This window comes from Fodinibius salicampi (assembly GCF_039545095.1).
Taxonomy (GTDB): Bacteria; Bacteroidota; Rhodothermia; order Balneolales; family Balneolaceae; genus Fodinibius; species Fodinibius salicampi.
Genome location: NZ_BAABRS010000001.1, coordinates 1,666,680 through 1,682,924 on the forward strand (window position 1 = coordinate 1,666,680; position 16,245 = coordinate 1,682,924).

At 37.7% G+C, this 16,245-nt stretch carries 16 protein-coding genes and 1 other RNA gene; 6 read left to right on the forward strand and 11 right to left on the reverse strand.

Features of this window, described 5'->3' with window-relative positions:
* Window position 1: 1 nt before the first annotated feature.
* Window positions 2–1,564: a hypothetical protein gene (locus ABEB05_RS07170; protein ID WP_265788799.1), complete on the reverse strand. Its 1,563-nt coding sequence runs from the start codon at window positions 1,562–1,564 to the stop codon at window positions 2–4.
* 178 nt (window positions 1,565–1,742) lie between these two features.
* On the opposite strand from ABEB05_RS07170, the gene ABEB05_RS07175 reads away from it, so the two are divergent.
* The 3 genes from ABEB05_RS07175 to ABEB05_RS07185 are packed head-to-tail and all read left to right on the forward strand — an operon-like array spanning window position 1,743 to window position 5,343.
* Window positions 1,743–3,629 (forward strand): hypothetical protein, encoded by a 1,887-nt coding sequence (locus ABEB05_RS07175; RefSeq protein ID WP_265788801.1) that lies wholly within the window; start codon window positions 1,743–1,745, stop codon window positions 3,627–3,629.
* Window positions 3,629–4,612, forward strand: a complete 984-nt coding sequence (locus tag ABEB05_RS07180) for a hypothetical protein (protein WP_265788803.1) — start codon at window positions 3,629–3,631, stop codon at window positions 4,610–4,612. Before ABEB05_RS07175 ends, ABEB05_RS07180 begins: the two co-directional genes overlap by 1 nt.
* A gap of 2 nt (window positions 4,613–4,614) precedes the next feature.
* Window positions 4,615–5,343: a DUF6339 family protein gene (locus ABEB05_RS07185; RefSeq protein ID WP_265788805.1), complete on the forward strand. Its 729-nt coding sequence runs from the start codon at window positions 4,615–4,617 to the stop codon at window positions 5,341–5,343.
* A gap of 21 nt (window positions 5,344–5,364) precedes the next feature.
* Here ABEB05_RS07185 and ABEB05_RS07190 read toward each other — a convergent pair whose 3' ends face one another.
* The 7 genes from ABEB05_RS07190 to ABEB05_RS07220 all read right to left on the reverse strand — a co-directional run bounded on the left by ABEB05_RS07190 (window position 5,365) and on the right by ABEB05_RS07220 (window position 9,586).
* Entirely contained in the window at window positions 5,365–5,835 is a 471-nt protein-coding gene (locus tag ABEB05_RS07190) for a JAB domain-containing protein (RefSeq protein ID WP_265788807.1), read from the reverse strand.
* A gap of 89 nt (window positions 5,836–5,924) precedes the next feature.
* The gene (locus ABEB05_RS07195) at window positions 5,925–6,110 is read right to left on the reverse strand and encodes a hypothetical protein (RefSeq protein ID WP_265788809.1); all 186 of its coding nucleotides are present in this window, start codon (window positions 6,108–6,110) and stop codon (window positions 5,925–5,927) included.
* 35 nt (window positions 6,111–6,145) lie between these two features.
* Complete coding sequence (locus ABEB05_RS07200) at window positions 6,146–6,394, reverse strand: hypothetical protein (RefSeq protein WP_265788811.1); 249 nt, start codon at window positions 6,392–6,394, stop codon at window positions 6,146–6,148.
* 8 nt (window positions 6,395–6,402) lie between these two features.
* Window positions 6,403–7,383, reverse strand: coding sequence for a DUF3871 family protein (locus ABEB05_RS07205; protein ID WP_265788813.1), 981 nt, complete (start codon window positions 7,381–7,383; stop codon window positions 6,403–6,405).
* Window positions 7,384–7,466: 83 nt separating this feature from the next.
* The gene (locus ABEB05_RS07210; protein ID WP_265788815.1) at window positions 7,467–7,652 is read right to left on the reverse strand and encodes a hypothetical protein; all 186 of its coding nucleotides are present in this window, start codon (window positions 7,650–7,652) and stop codon (window positions 7,467–7,469) included.
* Window positions 7,653–7,730: 78 nt separating this feature from the next.
* The gene (locus tag ABEB05_RS07215) at window positions 7,731–8,081 is read right to left on the reverse strand and encodes a hypothetical protein (protein ID WP_265788817.1); all 351 of its coding nucleotides are present in this window, start codon (window positions 8,079–8,081) and stop codon (window positions 7,731–7,733) included.
* A gap of 509 nt (window positions 8,082–8,590) precedes the next feature.
* The gene (locus ABEB05_RS07220) at window positions 8,591–9,586 is read right to left on the reverse strand and encodes a PDDEXK family nuclease (protein ID WP_265788818.1); all 996 of its coding nucleotides are present in this window, start codon (window positions 9,584–9,586) and stop codon (window positions 8,591–8,593) included.
* Between the two features lie 382 nt (window positions 9,587–9,968).
* On the opposite strand from ABEB05_RS07220, the gene ABEB05_RS07225 reads away from it, so the two are divergent.
* Window positions 9,969–10,520, forward strand: a complete 552-nt coding sequence (locus ABEB05_RS07225; protein WP_265788820.1) for a hypothetical protein — start codon at window positions 9,969–9,971, stop codon at window positions 10,518–10,520.
* Between the two features lie 266 nt (window positions 10,521–10,786).
* On the forward strand, window positions 10,787–11,077 hold the full coding sequence (locus ABEB05_RS07230; RefSeq protein WP_265788822.1) for a helix-turn-helix domain-containing protein: 291 nt from the start codon (window positions 10,787–10,789) through the stop codon (window positions 11,075–11,077).
* A gap of 70 nt (window positions 11,078–11,147) precedes the next feature.
* Here ABEB05_RS07230 and ABEB05_RS07235 read toward each other — a convergent pair whose 3' ends face one another.
* Both ABEB05_RS07235 and ssrA read right to left on the reverse strand, forming a co-directional pair.
* A complete protein-coding gene (locus tag ABEB05_RS07235; RefSeq protein ID WP_265788824.1) occupies window positions 11,148–12,323 on the reverse strand; it encodes a site-specific integrase in 1,176 nt (391 codons plus the stop codon).
* Window positions 12,324–12,498: 175 nt separating this feature from the next.
* Window positions 12,499–12,868, reverse strand: a transfer-messenger RNA (tmRNA) gene (gene ssrA, locus ABEB05_RS07240).
* A 242-nt stretch (window positions 12,869–13,110) separates the two neighbouring features.
* Between ssrA and ABEB05_RS07245 the strand changes: the two genes are divergently transcribed.
* Complete coding sequence (locus ABEB05_RS07245; RefSeq protein ID WP_265788826.1) at window positions 13,111–13,485, forward strand: four helix bundle protein; 375 nt, start codon at window positions 13,111–13,113, stop codon at window positions 13,483–13,485.
* A 76-nt stretch (window positions 13,486–13,561) separates the two neighbouring features.
* Here the strand turns inward: ABEB05_RS07245 and ABEB05_RS07250 are convergent, their stop codons facing one another.
* Complete coding sequence (locus ABEB05_RS07250) at window positions 13,562–16,147, reverse strand: bifunctional aspartate kinase/diaminopimelate decarboxylase (RefSeq protein WP_265788828.1); 2,586 nt, start codon at window positions 16,145–16,147, stop codon at window positions 13,562–13,564.
* Between the last annotated feature and the right edge of the window lie 98 nt (window positions 16,148–16,245).

Sequence of the window (16,245 nt, forward strand, 5' to 3'; positions counted from 1 at the left end):
TTCAGTTAAGCTTTAGACGACCACCTGCCATAACCTTGTCAAGAAAATCTTTTTTAGAGCAATTCTCATTTTTTTGTACATACTTAAAAAAGTCCCAAGCAGTAAGTCCTGCAGTCTGAACAGCAGAATGATCTCTTATTTCAGATAATTTCTTTTCAACTTCACCGCTCTTTTTATACCCCCCTGCGATATAACCAAACAGCTTTAACATTTCAGCTTCAGGTAAATCATGTTCACTGCACAGCTCATACCAGTTAGGTATATAAGTATGTACAGCTTTAGTTAGTTCGCCATGAGAAATTGAATAGTATTCTGATGCCTTGGCATCGAACAAAAAAGCTTCGTCATTGTATGAAAAATAGGCATCAGCATATCCTCCGCTACCATTAGGTCTTTTTAGATCACCAGTATGACGGGCATCAAAACCAATCCTTCTAAGTAGTCTGACCACCGTCTGCTCAAATTCTCTGGCATGCTTTGCACCCTCTGTAGCTATCTTATGGAATCTGTCTTCAAACAGAGAGGTGTTTAAACCATTTAGCTTTGCCATAATCTCATTTACCTTGTCTTGCTCCAATCCCAGCTTATGCATTTTTCCTCTGAACTCATCGAGTTCTTCCTCCTCACGAATACCTTCGGAAAGAAACTCAATAAATTCATTTCTGATTAGTAATTCCTCTGGGTCTTTTATTGGTTCCGGACTGTCAGCTCTTGCGGTGTCCTTACCCCCATCCCAGGCACCAAATCTCCTCTGAAAAGCTATTTTATTATTCTTTACCTCTTTTTTTGAATATTCTATCAGTTCAGTGCTAGCTTGGCTTAGTAAATCTTCACCAGGAGTTGTGAGCCTTGAAATCAGTCCTTTGTCTTCTGTTGTTCTCTCTATTAGACGTGCAGACTCTAAGTAATTTTCGAATATGTTCGGTATATCATCCGTTGCATAACTTATTTTATCTTCAATTGGATTATTTTTGATTCTCGTAGTCCAGATATCTTCTTCACTGTCTAATATTTCTGAAAATGAGCTACCATTTCTGAGTTCCTCGATTTTATTAATACAACGCTGAAAAGCCATTTCATGGTTGTGACCATAAATAACTGCGACACCAATTTCTTCTGTAGTTAGGTGACCAAGCTCTTTGATCAAAGTAAGAAGGAAAAGAAAAGGTCTTACTGTTACTTCTTCAGAGATTGCAACATTGTGACCTACGCTATATGCACTTGGATACTGCAGGCGGATTAACATTTTCTGGAGAATCAAAAGCGGCTCCGGATGACCTCCTACTAAGTCTCTTCCTGCTTTCGTCAGCTGCAGGTTTTTATCTTGATCTGTATACATCAGGCCCAGGCATTCAAGCTGAGATTTATAGGTACGATCTCCTCCGGGATTTTTGTGATAAGATCCGAAATCTCTTTTCAGATGTTTAGCTTCCAACATCTCCTTAACTCTATTATCCCATTCTCTGTCCTCAGAAGAGCTATTAAAAAGATTTAGCACCTTGATTAACCACCAAGGTGGTATAGATCGTTTATTCTTCGGAACCATCCACAATTTTCTTTGCATAAAATGCTTTGATTTTTTTTCTATACGAACTCAAATAAAATAGAGTAAAGAATGTAGAAAAGTGCCTTAATCTAAACAAATTACTAAAAACTACCATATCCCCTTTACCTACTCCTTGTCTTTTTAACATAAAATCCTTATCAACACGTAAACTTATTTTCATCAATGGAATGTAACTATGGCTAATTTAAAGTGGGTATTTGATCCAGGTCCCCCGTCTGGCGAGTCACAAGGTGGCGACTTAGCAAAAAAAGCTTTCAGCTTAAACTTAAATACATTTGTCAGAGAAGTATTACAGAATGCTAAGGATGCAAATAATAATAAACATGTAAAAGAAAAGACTGCCGAAGTTACATTTAAATTGATTGAGCTAACAGGTAGTAATGTCTCAGACTTCCTCGAAGCAATAAAATGGGATAAACTATCAAAACATCTTCTTGCCGGAGCTACTGGTGACTATACCTTTATGGAAGAAGAAATAGAACAGGTAGAAAGAGAGAATAAATTAAGATTATTGCTTATAGAAGATAACAATACAACGGGGTTGTATGGAGATGAACTACATGAAGACTCACCCTTTAAAGCTTTGATTAAGGATAAATTAAAAAGCTCAAAGGATGATGACTCCGCCGGTGGTAGTCATGGTCTGGGTAAGACTGTACTTTGGGGTTTTTCTGCTTTTTCGACTGTATTTTTTTACAGTGAAATTCATGAAGAGCTAAAAGATGATAAAGACAGAAAACGATTTATAGGAAGAACTGCTATTCCTTCTCATAAGTTTAAGAAAAAGCATCGAGGTTATTCAGGAAGCGGCTGGATTGGGAAAGAAACCCAAAGACCGGATGGTGAAGATACATATGCAGCCTCTCTGTTTGCTGAAAGTGCTGAAGAAATGTCTCAAAATTTATTTATGGAAAGAGAGGGTCTTAACAGCGGGACTTCTATATTAGTATTTGGATTCAGAGAACCTATCCGAGAAGAAAGCCGGTCATCAGACGAGATTCTTACTGATCTAAAGCAATCAGCTGCGGAGTGGTTTTGGGCTACCATGGTTAAAAATGAACCTGGTCTTATAGTAAACACACAATTGATCAAAAATGGTGAGATAATTGAATCTGAATCAGTTGACCCTAATCGATACAATGAATTAAGACCTTTCATAAAAGCATATAAAGATTTTCGAAATGGTAATATATCTGATGATTTTGAAACCGGAGATGAAACTGTACTTCGGAATATTAAGATGAATATTCCAGGCAGAAAGGACAACAAACATGATCCATTCACAGGACAAGTAAAACTACTTGTCAGACTTGCAGAAGAATCAACTTCTAAAACAAAAAAAGTTGCTCGTTTCAGGGGACAAGGCATGATTATTGACTATTTCAATGCAGGCGATTTAGCCCTGGATGCCCAAAATTATCATGCAGTACTTGCAACTGGAACAGCTGCGGGAAACACTACTGAAGATGAGTATTTAGACATGTTTCTCAGACTATCAGAGCCTCCTGAACATACAGAATGGACATCAACTGAAAAGTTGAGAAATAATTATAACACACCCTACCTCAAACCTTTAGAGGATCTGAAAGAAGAAATAAAGGATAAAATCCGGAAGTTAGTAACAAAAGAAAGTGAACCTGGAGCTGGTGTAACGCCCGAGTTACAAAAGAGATTCAGGTTAGGTACAAATAATGGTGGTTTCGTTGGAGAGTCAGATTTCTCAGTCGATATTGGTGCCGATATTCACAATTCAAGATGGGAGTTTAATTCAGTTGTTGAAACAAAATTTGATATTCAGAAGGATTGGAAAATTAAAATTTATCCCCGGATGTCTGAAGAAGATTCATCCTTTATGAAAGGGGACCTTTCTTTAATAAAAAACATTGAAGCTCATGCTGAAGGGACTCAACTTAACGATATTGTTTATAAAGACGGTTATGTACTGATTACCGTTCCAAAAAAAATTGAAAAAGTTTATATCAAGGGAATTACTAATCCTAAAAACTATCCGATTGATATGGATTTAAGTTCTTTTGAATTAAGAGTTGAAGGTGAAAAGTAATGGCAAAAAAACAGTTTTTACCTTATAAATACTCAAAAAGTCTTGATCTGAGTATCAATGATATTTTATTAAATGGTTCTCCAATACCTGAAATAGTTGACTATGAAAAAAATGTGATTGGACTTTTTGATGAAGACTTAGAAGGAGAAGTAAAAATCAAAGCCAGTACTGTAATTCCAGATAGTTTTGCGAAGTTGGTACCAGGTGACGAACGGGATCATCCCAATTGGGAGGTAGTGGCAAAGCTTGATTGCGTAAGTACAAAATACAGAGACGGATTTCATCTTGACAGAGGTTCTGATGAATTTAACTGGCACGGAGAAATTACATTTCATACTGATAACCTTGCTAATAAAGCAAAAGTAAAGCTATACTTAGTGAGAACCCATCCCTCAAATTCATCAAATGGTGAGGCAAAATATGCGTATACAAGGTTAGCAGAATCAAACTTATGGCATCTACAGCTTACTGAACCTAAAGCACCTTCTGGTCAATATCTCGATATAGAATGGCGTGCTTTTTCTGAACATGAAAAGCTCTATAAGCATAAGGATTCAGTATATTTTATTGATATATATAATTCTCCTCCGAAATTATTCCTGAATCTGGAAACTAATCAGCTTCAACAGCTATTAAGCAGTCCACATAAAAGTGGGTCACGTGCATATATGAGAGATCAAATAATAGACTCTATTGTTATAAATATTTGGACTGTCATGTTTATGAAAGCTGCAGAAAATTGTGAAAACGGAGAGGAGCCAAATATTGAATGGCAACAACTGATACTTAAAAGTATTTCACAAATGCTATACAATCAATTAAGTGCTGAAGATGCTTATCAAAAAATCCTTCAGGAAATTGATGAAAAACGGAATATAGCCAACTTTCTTCCTGAGATTACAGCAAATCTCCAGAGTTTTAATTTCGCAAAGGTAGATTTAAAAGGTAAGCTTGAAAAATTAATCGAAAGCCTATACGGATAATTATGAAGAGACTGAAAGCAGGGGCTAAAGAATATATAGATGACAAGTTCCTTTTAGGGGATTTCAGCAAAATTAAATTTATTACAAATCATTTAGAGCAGTCTGATATAAGTTTTGATATTGATAAACTGAAAAAAGAAATTTATTACGCTGAAAGAGAATGGGAGAAAAATGATCCCCAAATGGATGCTTATATCGCTCCTAAGTTACATAGTATTCTGGATATCTCACGAAGCCAAGCAACAGATTCCGGATTTTGGAAATACTTAACAATAGTCGAATTCCGTAAATTTGTGAGACACCGGTGGGCAAATGCTGATGGTAAGGTCAGTATTGACAGATACTGGGGTTCTAAGCGTAGAAACGCGTTATGCCGCCTCTGGTGGGCAGCAGAATTGACTGAAAGAGCCGGGAATTTTGATTTGACCATAAAATTATTGTCGGGATCAGGTCAGGATCAGTACGAATGGTTTTTGATGGGAAGTAAATTCAGCAACTATCCGGAAGTATTGGAACCTATCATAGAGACATTGATTGATGAAAAAAGGGATGTATATCGTAATGTTATTGAAAATTTCAACAGGCTATTAACTACAGTTTTATTAGAATCACTCGGAAAAGAGTCAATCAGAGAAATATTGATAACTTTAAAAAAAGCTTATAAGGAAGGGAAAAAACCTAATATTTCTTCTTTAGATATATTTGCAACTAAATCTAATACAGGCACATAATTCATGATTGACTCAACAACTTTAAAGGATTCCTTTTTGAAGCAGTGAAATGTAACCATCAGCCGTTAGGATAATATGATCTTCTACTGATATGCCAAGCATATTTCCCGAGTTCTTAATTCTATGGGTCAGGTTTTTATCAGCTTTAGAAACTTTAAGATTACCACTGGGATGATTATGAGCTAAAATAATAGATGTTGCATTAGCCAGTAGGGCTACTTGAAATACCGAAGCTGGATCTACAATGGTAGCTGTTCCTCCACCAGAGCTAATTTTACTCCAGCCTAATAGTCTTTTGGCATTATTTAGGAGCAGTACGACAAATTCCTCTTTTAACTGGATGCTGTCGGTATCCCATATTTCACGCAGTACCTGTTCTGCTTTTTCAGGGGAGGTGATTTCTGGAAATGATTTAATGGGTTGATCGTTTTTATATTTTAGTTTGACTTCTGCAAGTGACGGTGATTTTTCTATCTTTACATTCGTGTTCATAATTTATTCTCTTTCGTTTTTATGAAATAAAAAAGGGAGCACTGTGGCTCCCCTTTGATGACTAATTACTGATTTGATTATGTTTTTTACTATTGTTGCTGATCTTCATATTCCTCAAGATCAAAATCCGCTTGCTGGATACTGATGCAGTAAGTTTGTCCCTTGGCTTTAAACCAGACAAAACCGACATCGCCATCTACCCTGCAAATAGAGTTAAGATCAATATTTCGAAACAGCATTGCCTTCAGCAATGCGTTTATCAGTTGTATAAGCATGATTGGTGAATTTGTATTATGATTTTAAAATGGCTTCAGACTTGGATAGAGAAGTGGTAATGGTAGTACCCTTTGTTGCCGATGATATAGATGAGCTTCAGCTCCTTGGATACTTTGACGTTAACAACCTCTACCTCTTCCCATACCATAAAGCTGTCTACTGACTCAATTACTGTTACGGTAAAAGGACAATACAGGCGTATTAGTCCCTTTGTAGCAGAATGGACAAGAATTGAATTTGAGCTTGTATATTTGTTAATGTCATCGATTAGCTTTCTTCCCATGGCCACACTTAGTTGAGAAACCAGAAATCAGTATCCTCTTCCAAGGCGTTGACTATCTGAGAGGTAAATTGGTAGGCATTTACGCTCCTGTCCAGAAAGGTATCGATGTAGGAGGATTTGTTGGCTTCTGTGAAGAGATTGTACAGGTCCCACCCGTTAATGCTCCCATCAGAAGCTGGTCCAAAGTTCTCACTCCTATAATACTCTTTAGCTACAGTAGCTATCTGAGTGTCATTAAGTTTCAGCTCAGGCAACTGTTTTTTCTGCTTTGCTGGCAGATACTGGTAGAGTCGAGCCCTGCCTATTAACTGGCAAAATTGCTCTTCGCTGAGTTCAATATTCTGAAATTTTTCCAACTGATTAGTCAGATTAGAGTAGCTGAAACCTGTTACCAGATCGTATATCTTTCCCTCTAAATCACGTGGGTCGTCTACCTCAATATTTTCTGAAAAACCTTCTACCCATACACATAAATTGGTACACACCTTATTGACAAATCCGATAAACACTTTAAAATGTTCTGGTGCTCCTTTTCTGCGATTAAGATTGTCCAGATTATAGGCTTTTACTCCTCCTACTGTAAGAGAAAGTATATCTCCCTTAATCTCGTGGGTGATTGATGGGATCTGAGTGACAAAAGCCATTCTCTCGTAATACTTGGTTTTCTCATGGTCTTCTAGTTGATTAGCTGGTTTACCTTTAGCTTCAGGAATTCTACCCTTTACTGGATGCGAAACTCGGATTTGTGGCTTAGTAATTGTTTCCCCTTCAAATACATGATGTGCAATACCTACTGTCCTATCTATAAATTCAGCATGGGAAATAAGCGGCTCATTATCCTTCACAAAAACAGGGATGATATCCTGATTTTTAAGCATTTGTATATCTCTTACTTCGGTGTTTGCTTCAATAAATGGAGACTCCAGTTGGGATTCTTCTATAACACTATTCGAATTATTGTGGTGTTCTTGTGTTTCTGTGAAATTCATAGTTGTATATTTTTGGGTTAGAAATAAAAAAGGCAGCCCTGTTAAGAACTACCTGTGAATTCATTGTTTAATTGAGGTTCTTCTTACATAAGCTGAGTTATATAGTCTGGTTCAAGCCCGAAGTATTCCTCGCATATATGGTATGCAGAGTCAATATCTCCCCGCTGTAGATACCTGTCCATCTGATCCCTGGCTTCACGTATGAGATCATCAGCTTCTTTTTCGCTTAAGTTATCTCGTTGCAGTAGTATTTCTTTTATGTTTTTCATAATCTGAACATGTATTAAAAAAAGGCAGGACTATTCATCCTGCCTCTTCTGCTGTAATTACGATGTTTGCCATTGTCATCATGCAGGCAATTTCTCCTGTCCATTTTCAAAGACGTGCTCTTCTGTGGTAACGGGCTCAGGACTGTATTCCCAGCTGTGCTCTAATATTACTTTCTCACCTGTTTCTGGGATTTCATACTCATAAGGCTCGCAAGATACTCGCTGAATTTCACCTGGCATTGTACTACCAATTAACTGTTGGCAATAATCATCCTCAAAAGTAGAGGGTATTCTTGCTTTCCTTGCAGTAGCATAGTACTTGCCTGATTCCTGGGATTTCACCATCTCAACGTCACCTCTCAACACTAAAGCATTAAAAGGTTCGCCTTCTTCGTTTTTCATTTGTTCAAAATCAATTACAGTAACCATTGTCTTATATATTTTATTTAGCATTTAAGTTGGGGGGATACCTTTGATCCCTGAGACAGAGGGGGTGTGTTTATAGAGAAGATGCTTCCTCTTACAGATCAGATAAATTTTTTTTGACGGAGTTATACAGATTTTCTTTATAGAATTGTAAAAGCTCTTCCAACCTATATACTCCTACTGATGAGAAGGGTAAAAAAGATGCCTATAGAAGTATATTTTACAGTCTCATAAGTTCAAAATTAGTAGGACTATAAATAAGACCTGAGTAGAGATATGCAACTCCAAGACTGTTGAATAAGGTGGATAGGTAATATTCTCAGTACTAACAGAAAGGGTAGATATAAATAATTCAAGATCTGCTATTTCTTTTTTCTAAAAATCCCAATATCCCTCCCCTTCTTTCTTCTGCTATAAAGCCCTCAGCCCAAAATGGCAAAGTGTTATATAATAAAACAGCCTAATACAGGGATAAGCTACTTCAATATATATTTTAAAGCAGGCAAAATATTTTAATCATTCAGCGAAAGTTCATCATGGATAAAATTGATAGAAATTTTATATAAAAGCTCCTTTAAATCCTCCGCAAAAATAAAATCTATATCAGCATCATCGTTATTTAAACTATCATTTTCTTTTATATTTGATTCGGTAAATAAAACTATCTTTTGAATAATTCGTATGTTTTCATTTGACCAATATTTTTCTGACTTATTAATTTGTTGGATCACATTGCTTTTCACTTTTCCCTTGTAGTCCTTTACCTGAATGGCAATTCCCAATTGGACTTCCTTTGTTAGGCTTGGCAATTTTATTAAAATATCAGTTCCATGTTCTTTTTCTTTTTTTCCACCCTCTCTTGTAATCTCATAAAATGGAAATAATTCCTGAAGTCCCTCAACAAGTGCATATTCCCACTCTTCCCTTGCAAATTGCTGATTTAATTTGTCATAGATGTCATTCTCAAATTCATTTTTATCAAAATGATTATTAATAATGTCATTAATTGAATTGGATAATCTTTCATCATATCCAATACTTTTATTTAACTCCTCCTCCTTAGACTTAAGGATTTTTTCAACCTCTTGCTGATAATGGTTAATGTTCCAAAACCTAGATGGATTCTTTAGTGTTGATCGGATATTAGCATCTACATTCTCATTTTTTCTGACAAAACCCTTAATAAATTTTGCTGGAAATATATGCCCATATCCTCCAAACTCTTCAGTTCTTTCAAATCGATATCCTTCATCCCAATCCTCAGTAGCTTTTACAATAGCTACCTGATTCCATTCTGGTAACCGTGGAACTAATAAAATGTCTCCCTTTTTCACTTTAAGCATGGACATATTTCTTTTGGCTCCCTCATCCATCTTCAGGTTTCTTAAATCCTGTTTCTCATCCCATCCCCATCCTTGTCTCAGACGATTATGATTTACCAACTCATTTTTAAAAAACTCTCGTTCATTAGTATCTATTCTATAGCACCAATAGTTTGAATTACCCATAGCCTCTCCTTTTTTACGAATCTGATTCTGATTAAGATCCTTTTATTATAAACCAACAGTTTTAATCTCCATCTATCGTAGCATCTAATTATACTCAATTGTGTTATATAATAGTAATGTAGGTAAACACTCATTTTAATTTTGAGGGGTAAATAAGGGGGCTTACAGGCATGTCCATATATTCACGGGTAGTTTTTTTGCAATTTTAAAAATTACTATGTAATTTTTAATCGATATAAAATAGCCACCCACGCATAGATATAGAGGGTCAGATATACTTTAGTTGAGCTCACCAGATATATAAACAACTAAAGTGCAAAAATTGCACGGGGGCAATATTTTTTGCCTTTCTTTTTTTCATATTCATACAATTAATATCACTATGAATTATGATTATTACTTACAACAGGATACTGATGGTGATTTCATCAAGTACAGAAGTCCTTTTGCTGTAAATTTTTACCGATTAGAAGCCTATCGAGATTGGTGTTTAGAAAAGATTATCCTTTTTGAAGCCTATCTCCATCTCTATAGAAATTTGGGAAATGACTTCTATTATCAAAAATCCAGACTTTATAAGCTTACGAAGCTAAAAAGACATACAGTTGATAAATATACTCAACAACTAAAGGAAGCAGGATATATCACAGTAAATAGAAGAGGTGACGAATATAATTTTAAGAATTACTACCATATAAATTTTGACGAAATTATAGATGATCTTTATGAAATTTATGATCTAGAACAAATGGATGTCGCTGGTCAACTTGATAATTTAAAAGATCTCTATGAAATTCTTTTCCAATACGAGAAAAATCGATTCGAATTAGAAAAAGCTCAAAATATAAAAAAGGATGTTTTGACTAGATATAAAATAACTGGAGATGATGTTGAGGACCAGTTGGGAGGATTTGATAACTTTACAATGATATAAAATCGCTGTTAAAACCAACCTATAAAGTTAGTTATAAATTGAAGAGGACTACCTTTATTAGTAGAATTTAACAGTCTAAGACAAGATAGAATAACCCTGGATAGAAATTTTAAAAGGTAAACAAGCTATATATACCGCTTGAAAATATAGATTTAAACAAATGTGATATAATGGGATGGTTGCATTCTGCTTCAAATCTCCATTCCAACTAAGGCAAACAGACAGCTATTTATTTAAGTTTAAGAAGCAAAGTTACATTTTTAATAATGGCAAACTCACATTCTGGTCGGGTTACTATTGATGGTATAATGACACCTGACCAATTTGAACACTTTAAGCGTGAAATACTACAAAAGATAGATGATATAGCAGATAAAATTGATAATGATGAAGATGAGTTCTTGACCACAGAAGGAGCTTGTGAATATTTAAAAATTGGAAAGACAAAGTTATATAACCTCGTAACCGAAGGGATAATAAAAAAATATCGTATCACAGGCACCGTTTTATACCGTAAAGATGAATTGAGAAAAGCTGTGTTAGATGATTCTATTTGATAGATAAAACTAAATATAGAAATAAAAAGGACGAGTGTTTTATAGCACTCGTCCTTTTTTTATATGCACTTTATATTTCTACTTTTTCCATTTCTGATAAAGCTTTCTGTTGGGTAACCTTAGAATAAATTTGAGTTGTTCTTAACTGAGAATGTCCCAGCATATTTCCAACTGTTTCTAAGGAAACACCTTGCTCCAGGGTTATAGTAGTAGCAAATGTATGTCTGGCTACATGAGTAGTTAGATGCTTTTCTATACCACAAATATCCGCTAATTCCTTCAAATATGCATTATAGTTTTGATTTGAAGGAACTTCGAATAATAATTCTTTAGCAGTTTTTTCCTCGTAGTTATGTTTTTTAAGTATATCAAGTGGGGTAGGTAACAAGGGAATATAGGACTTGTTACCTGTTTTTTGTCTTTTAATTATAAGCAGCTTATTTCCTTCTGTATCATAAATATCTCTTTTCTTAGTTTTTGAGATATCAGAAAAACTAAGCCCAGTATAACAGCTAAATAAAAAGTAATCACGGATTCTATCTAATCTATCTATTGTAATCTCTTTCTCTTTTAATTTATTCACTTCTTCCAGAGATAAGCAGGTTCTATCTGTTTCCTTATATGTTAAATCAAGCTCTATAAAGGGATCTTTATTTATCCACCCTCGTTTAAGAGCTTTATTTAATACAACCTTAGTATTCTTAACATATCGCACTACTGTATTATGTTTAAATCCCAGCTCATTTCTAAGATATTTGAAGTAATCATTAATTAAATCAATGGTTAGGTTATCAAATTTAATATCCTTACTTCCTGTGTATCTTTTAAGAAAATTTTGGAAGTGATTTCGAGTAGTACGATATTTTTTATAGGTTCCTTCGCTTCTATTTTTATCCTTTTGTATTTCATCAAGTAATTTGTCCCATTCTTGAAGATAGAAATGTCTCTTTTGAACTTTACCCTGAAATTCACGTTTTATCTTTTCTAAAGGAGGGCGTTCTTCATCTATATATTTACGTTCTAATCTATTAACCTTACTTAGGGCATCTTCTATGCGGTTATTTACAGAATTATTTCTCCCAGTGGCTCTCTGCGAATCTCTATCCCAGTTATCGACCTCTACCTTTACCTTAAGAGAGATCTCAACTCTATTGCCATCATGCGTGAGCCTAAGATACACTGGGACTTTATTATTCTTATCGATTTTATCTTTTCTGATATAAATATAGGTTTTCAGTTTGTACATAATATTCACCATTTAGGTTTTGTGTTTTTATTTGATACCAAATTTCGAAATCGAAATTGGTAACCTAAATGGTCACCAGTTATGTGAAGAAAGGTGAACACATATGAAGGGGGAAAAATAAAAAATCCCTCCATACAGCTAGTATGAAGGGATTTGAATAAATACGAAATAATAAAAGTGGAGGTGCGGGGAATCGAACCCCGGTCCGAGATGGTATATCGTTCAAGCATCTACATGCTTAGTTACCGAATTTAGTTTCGCCTGTGGCAACGCTCGGTAACACACAACCACAGACTATTCCGCAGGAAGTTTACACAGCACCTGACGGAAGACAGGGTGCTATGCTATCCTGTCATAATCGGCGCTCTCAGCGGCACTGACAGGCAAGAAACCGTGAGAACGGCTAAGCTGCGTTACGCAGCCAAGCTATAAGAATAGTTGTTGTCAACTACATTTAATGCATGATGATTTTTTACGAGATTCATCGCTCGAACTCGGCATGCAGCCTGCGATGCTACTCATCCCGTCGAATCCACTACACCCCCAAAATGTCAAAGAACGTTCCTGCTCCTGTTTCTTCTCTTCTTTAATGCGCTCTAATATAACAAATTATTAACGGCTTATCATTCCACTTTATTTTGTTTTTTCGGATAGCAGAGGGCAGTGTGCGGATATCAGATGGCGGAAGGCAGATTCCAGATATCGGATAAGGAGAATTTAATTTTTTTGTAAGGAATTACGAATTAAAGGGTCTTACTAAGGACAAGATTAATTTAATTCGTAAATAATGAGTTATAAGAATCTGGATATTTGGCAGCGATCGAGGGCATTAGTTATTGATATTCACAAAATGAGTTTGACCCTGCCAAAATTTGAGCTGTATGAAACGGGATCACAAATTCGGAGATCTATGAAAGCAGTAAAAGCTAACATAGTAGAAGGATACGGACGACGTCGCTATAAAAACGATTTTATCCGGTTTATAATTTATGCTCTGGCATCTACAGATGAGACTATTGATCATCTGGAAACACTGTATGAGACCGGTTCACTCAAAGATGAAAAACTGTACGAGGAACTTCATTCAAAACTTATCAGTCTCGCTAAGATGATTAATAATTTTCTACAATCGGTACAATCAGGACATCTTAGCAAAAAATAACGGCCACTGCTATCCGCCATCCAGTATCCGCTAACCGAAATCTGCCTTCCGCCCTCTGCTACCCGAAATCTGACCCCTAAATCACGATATCCTTGGCCGGGGCACGAAGATTGTAGTTCGAGCTCATTACCTGTCCATAAGCGCCGGTATTGGCTACCAGCACCACATCCCCCTCCTCGGAATGCGGGAATAAGCGGTCAATCCCCAGCTTATCCCCCGACTCACAAATAGGTCCCACTATATTTACGGACTGGCTGTTCGGCTCATTCAGCCTGGTCAGGTTCACGATGGTATGGCGGGCTCCATACAGCGCCGGACGAATAAAGGAGTTCATGCCGGTATCTACGCCCACATACTTTACCTTCCCTTTCCCTTTTAACTGGGTCACGCTGGCAAGCAGTACGCCGGCTACCGCTACCAGGAAACGTCCCGGTTCCACCCACAACTCGTACTCCGGATGGGCTTCTTTAAACTTTTGCAGAGAGTTGCTTACTTCCTGAATATCCAGATGGGCTTGCGTTTCGTTTTCACGGATACCAAATCCACCGCCCAGATCCAGGATTTCAACGCCGCCCAGCTCTTTGGCTACTTCATGCAGTATCACGGCCGTTCGCTTCCAGGAAAAGGGATCTTTTATTCCGCTGCCTATATGGGCGTGTAGTCCCTTGATTGACAGATCCAGCTCGTCCACCAGTTCGGCTACCTCTTTAATTTCGAAGCGGGGAATGCCAAACTTGGAGTGCTTTCCTCCTGTTTTTACATGCTTATGATGACCATGGCCATGGCCCGGATCAATGCGCAGAAACAATTCCTGTCCTTTAAATAATTCAGGCCACTGCTGCAGGGGATAAATATTATCCAGCGTGAGGTTCACATCCAGCTCCAGCGCCTCGGCGTATTCCGTTCGGGGTGCAAAGTTTGGCGTGAATAAAATATCTTTGCGATCAATATCAGGAAACAGTTCAATTACGTGGTTTACTTCTCCAATGGAAACGCATTCAAAACCGAATCCCAACTCCCGAAAAGTTTTCAGAACATCAGGATTTGCATTGGCCTTAATCGCATAAAGGGATCGGTCCACCGGCTCAATACCTTTAACAAGATTTCCGTATGTGCGCAACGTATCGGTATCATAGACGTAGCAGGGACCCGACTCTTCCACGATATCAATTAGCTGCTGCTGTTTTTCTCTCCACCAGAGAGATACGTCACGGCCTTCTTTTTTCTTATCCTCCATCAATTCCGGCCATGTGAGTCCGAAGGAGGCCTGGTTTCCCGATTGTGTAATCACATGGTCGTGTAGCTGGCGGACCAGCCGATCAGCCTGTTCACTCTCAACCACAAAAGTAAAGTTCAAATCGTTGGCAGCCTGACTTACCAGGTAGACTTTGTGTTCTTCAAATACTTCAAAAGCTCCACCCAGCTGATGCAAAATCGTTCGTATCCGGCGTCCTAACAGGCTCACCGCAGAAACGGATTCTATAACCTTAACCCTGCAATACGCGCCAAGGTCTTCTACAAAAGAAGAGCGGATATCGTGAAAGTGCGTATTAAGTCCCGGATCCAGGGAAACGGTCACATTCGACTCCGAGGTAGAAACCAAGTCAATTGAAAGCCCGTACTGCCTGAACACCTCAAAAGCCTCGGCTAAAAAACCAACCTGCTGCCACATGCCCAGTGAATCCATACTGATCAGGATGACGTTATTCCGGACCGCAATGGTTTTTACCAGGGCTTCATCATCTGCGCCCTCTTCAGAGATAACCGTACCAGACAATTCCGGGCGTTGCGTACAGCGTACATGGATGGGAATTTTATGCTTGCGGGCCGGCATAATGCTGCGCGGATGCAATACCTCAGCCCCGTTGGTCGCAATTTCCTGCGCTTCTTCGTAACTCAGATGATTCAATAACCGGGCCGAGGGCACATTCTGGGGATTCGCCGAAAAAAGTCCCGGCACATCGGTCCATATCTCCAACCGCTCTGCACCTATCTTCGCCGCAAAATAAGCTGCTGATACATCTGATCCACCCCGTCCCAGTACTACGGTCTTATCTTCTGCATCACTTCCGATGAATCCCTGCGTAACAACCAAATCTCCTGCTTTGTGAAGCTTTTGTTCCAACGGCTCATCAAAATCGGTGTTACTGATAGCTGAGAGTATCAGCGAGCGTTCATTCGCATCTTTGGGAGCGATTGTTTTAATACAGCTTCGTGCGTCAATCCACTCTGCACCGCCAAGCTCACGATTCAGGTAAGCGGCACCCAGCTTCGTTGCCATCAGCTCACCCATGGCCAACAGGCGGGCCTGTACCCTGTAGCTGGCTTCTCCTATAAGTTCCATCCCCTTAACAATATGCTCAAGCTCACTAAAGTCATCAGCCAGAAGTTCCTCTGTTGGTACATCCAGTGCCTCACCCAGTTCAAGATGGCGTTCTTTAACTCTTTGAACCAGATCACCGGTGTTATTCTTCGGTGCATGAGCAATAATTTCTTCCAGGCAATCAGAAATGCCACTTAGTGCCGAATGAACGAGACAGACAGAAAATCCCTCGGATTTCCGCTGTTCCACTACCCGTGCAATATTTTTCCAGTTTTCAGCGGACGCAACACTGGTTCCGCCAAATTTTAACACAATCCACTTAGAATCTCCGCTACCCATAAGAAATCTAATTAATTCAAACGCATTCTCATTACTAATTATTGAACGCCAAAGATAACAATCTATTCATTCGTTTTTTTAAAAAAATCCATTAGTTT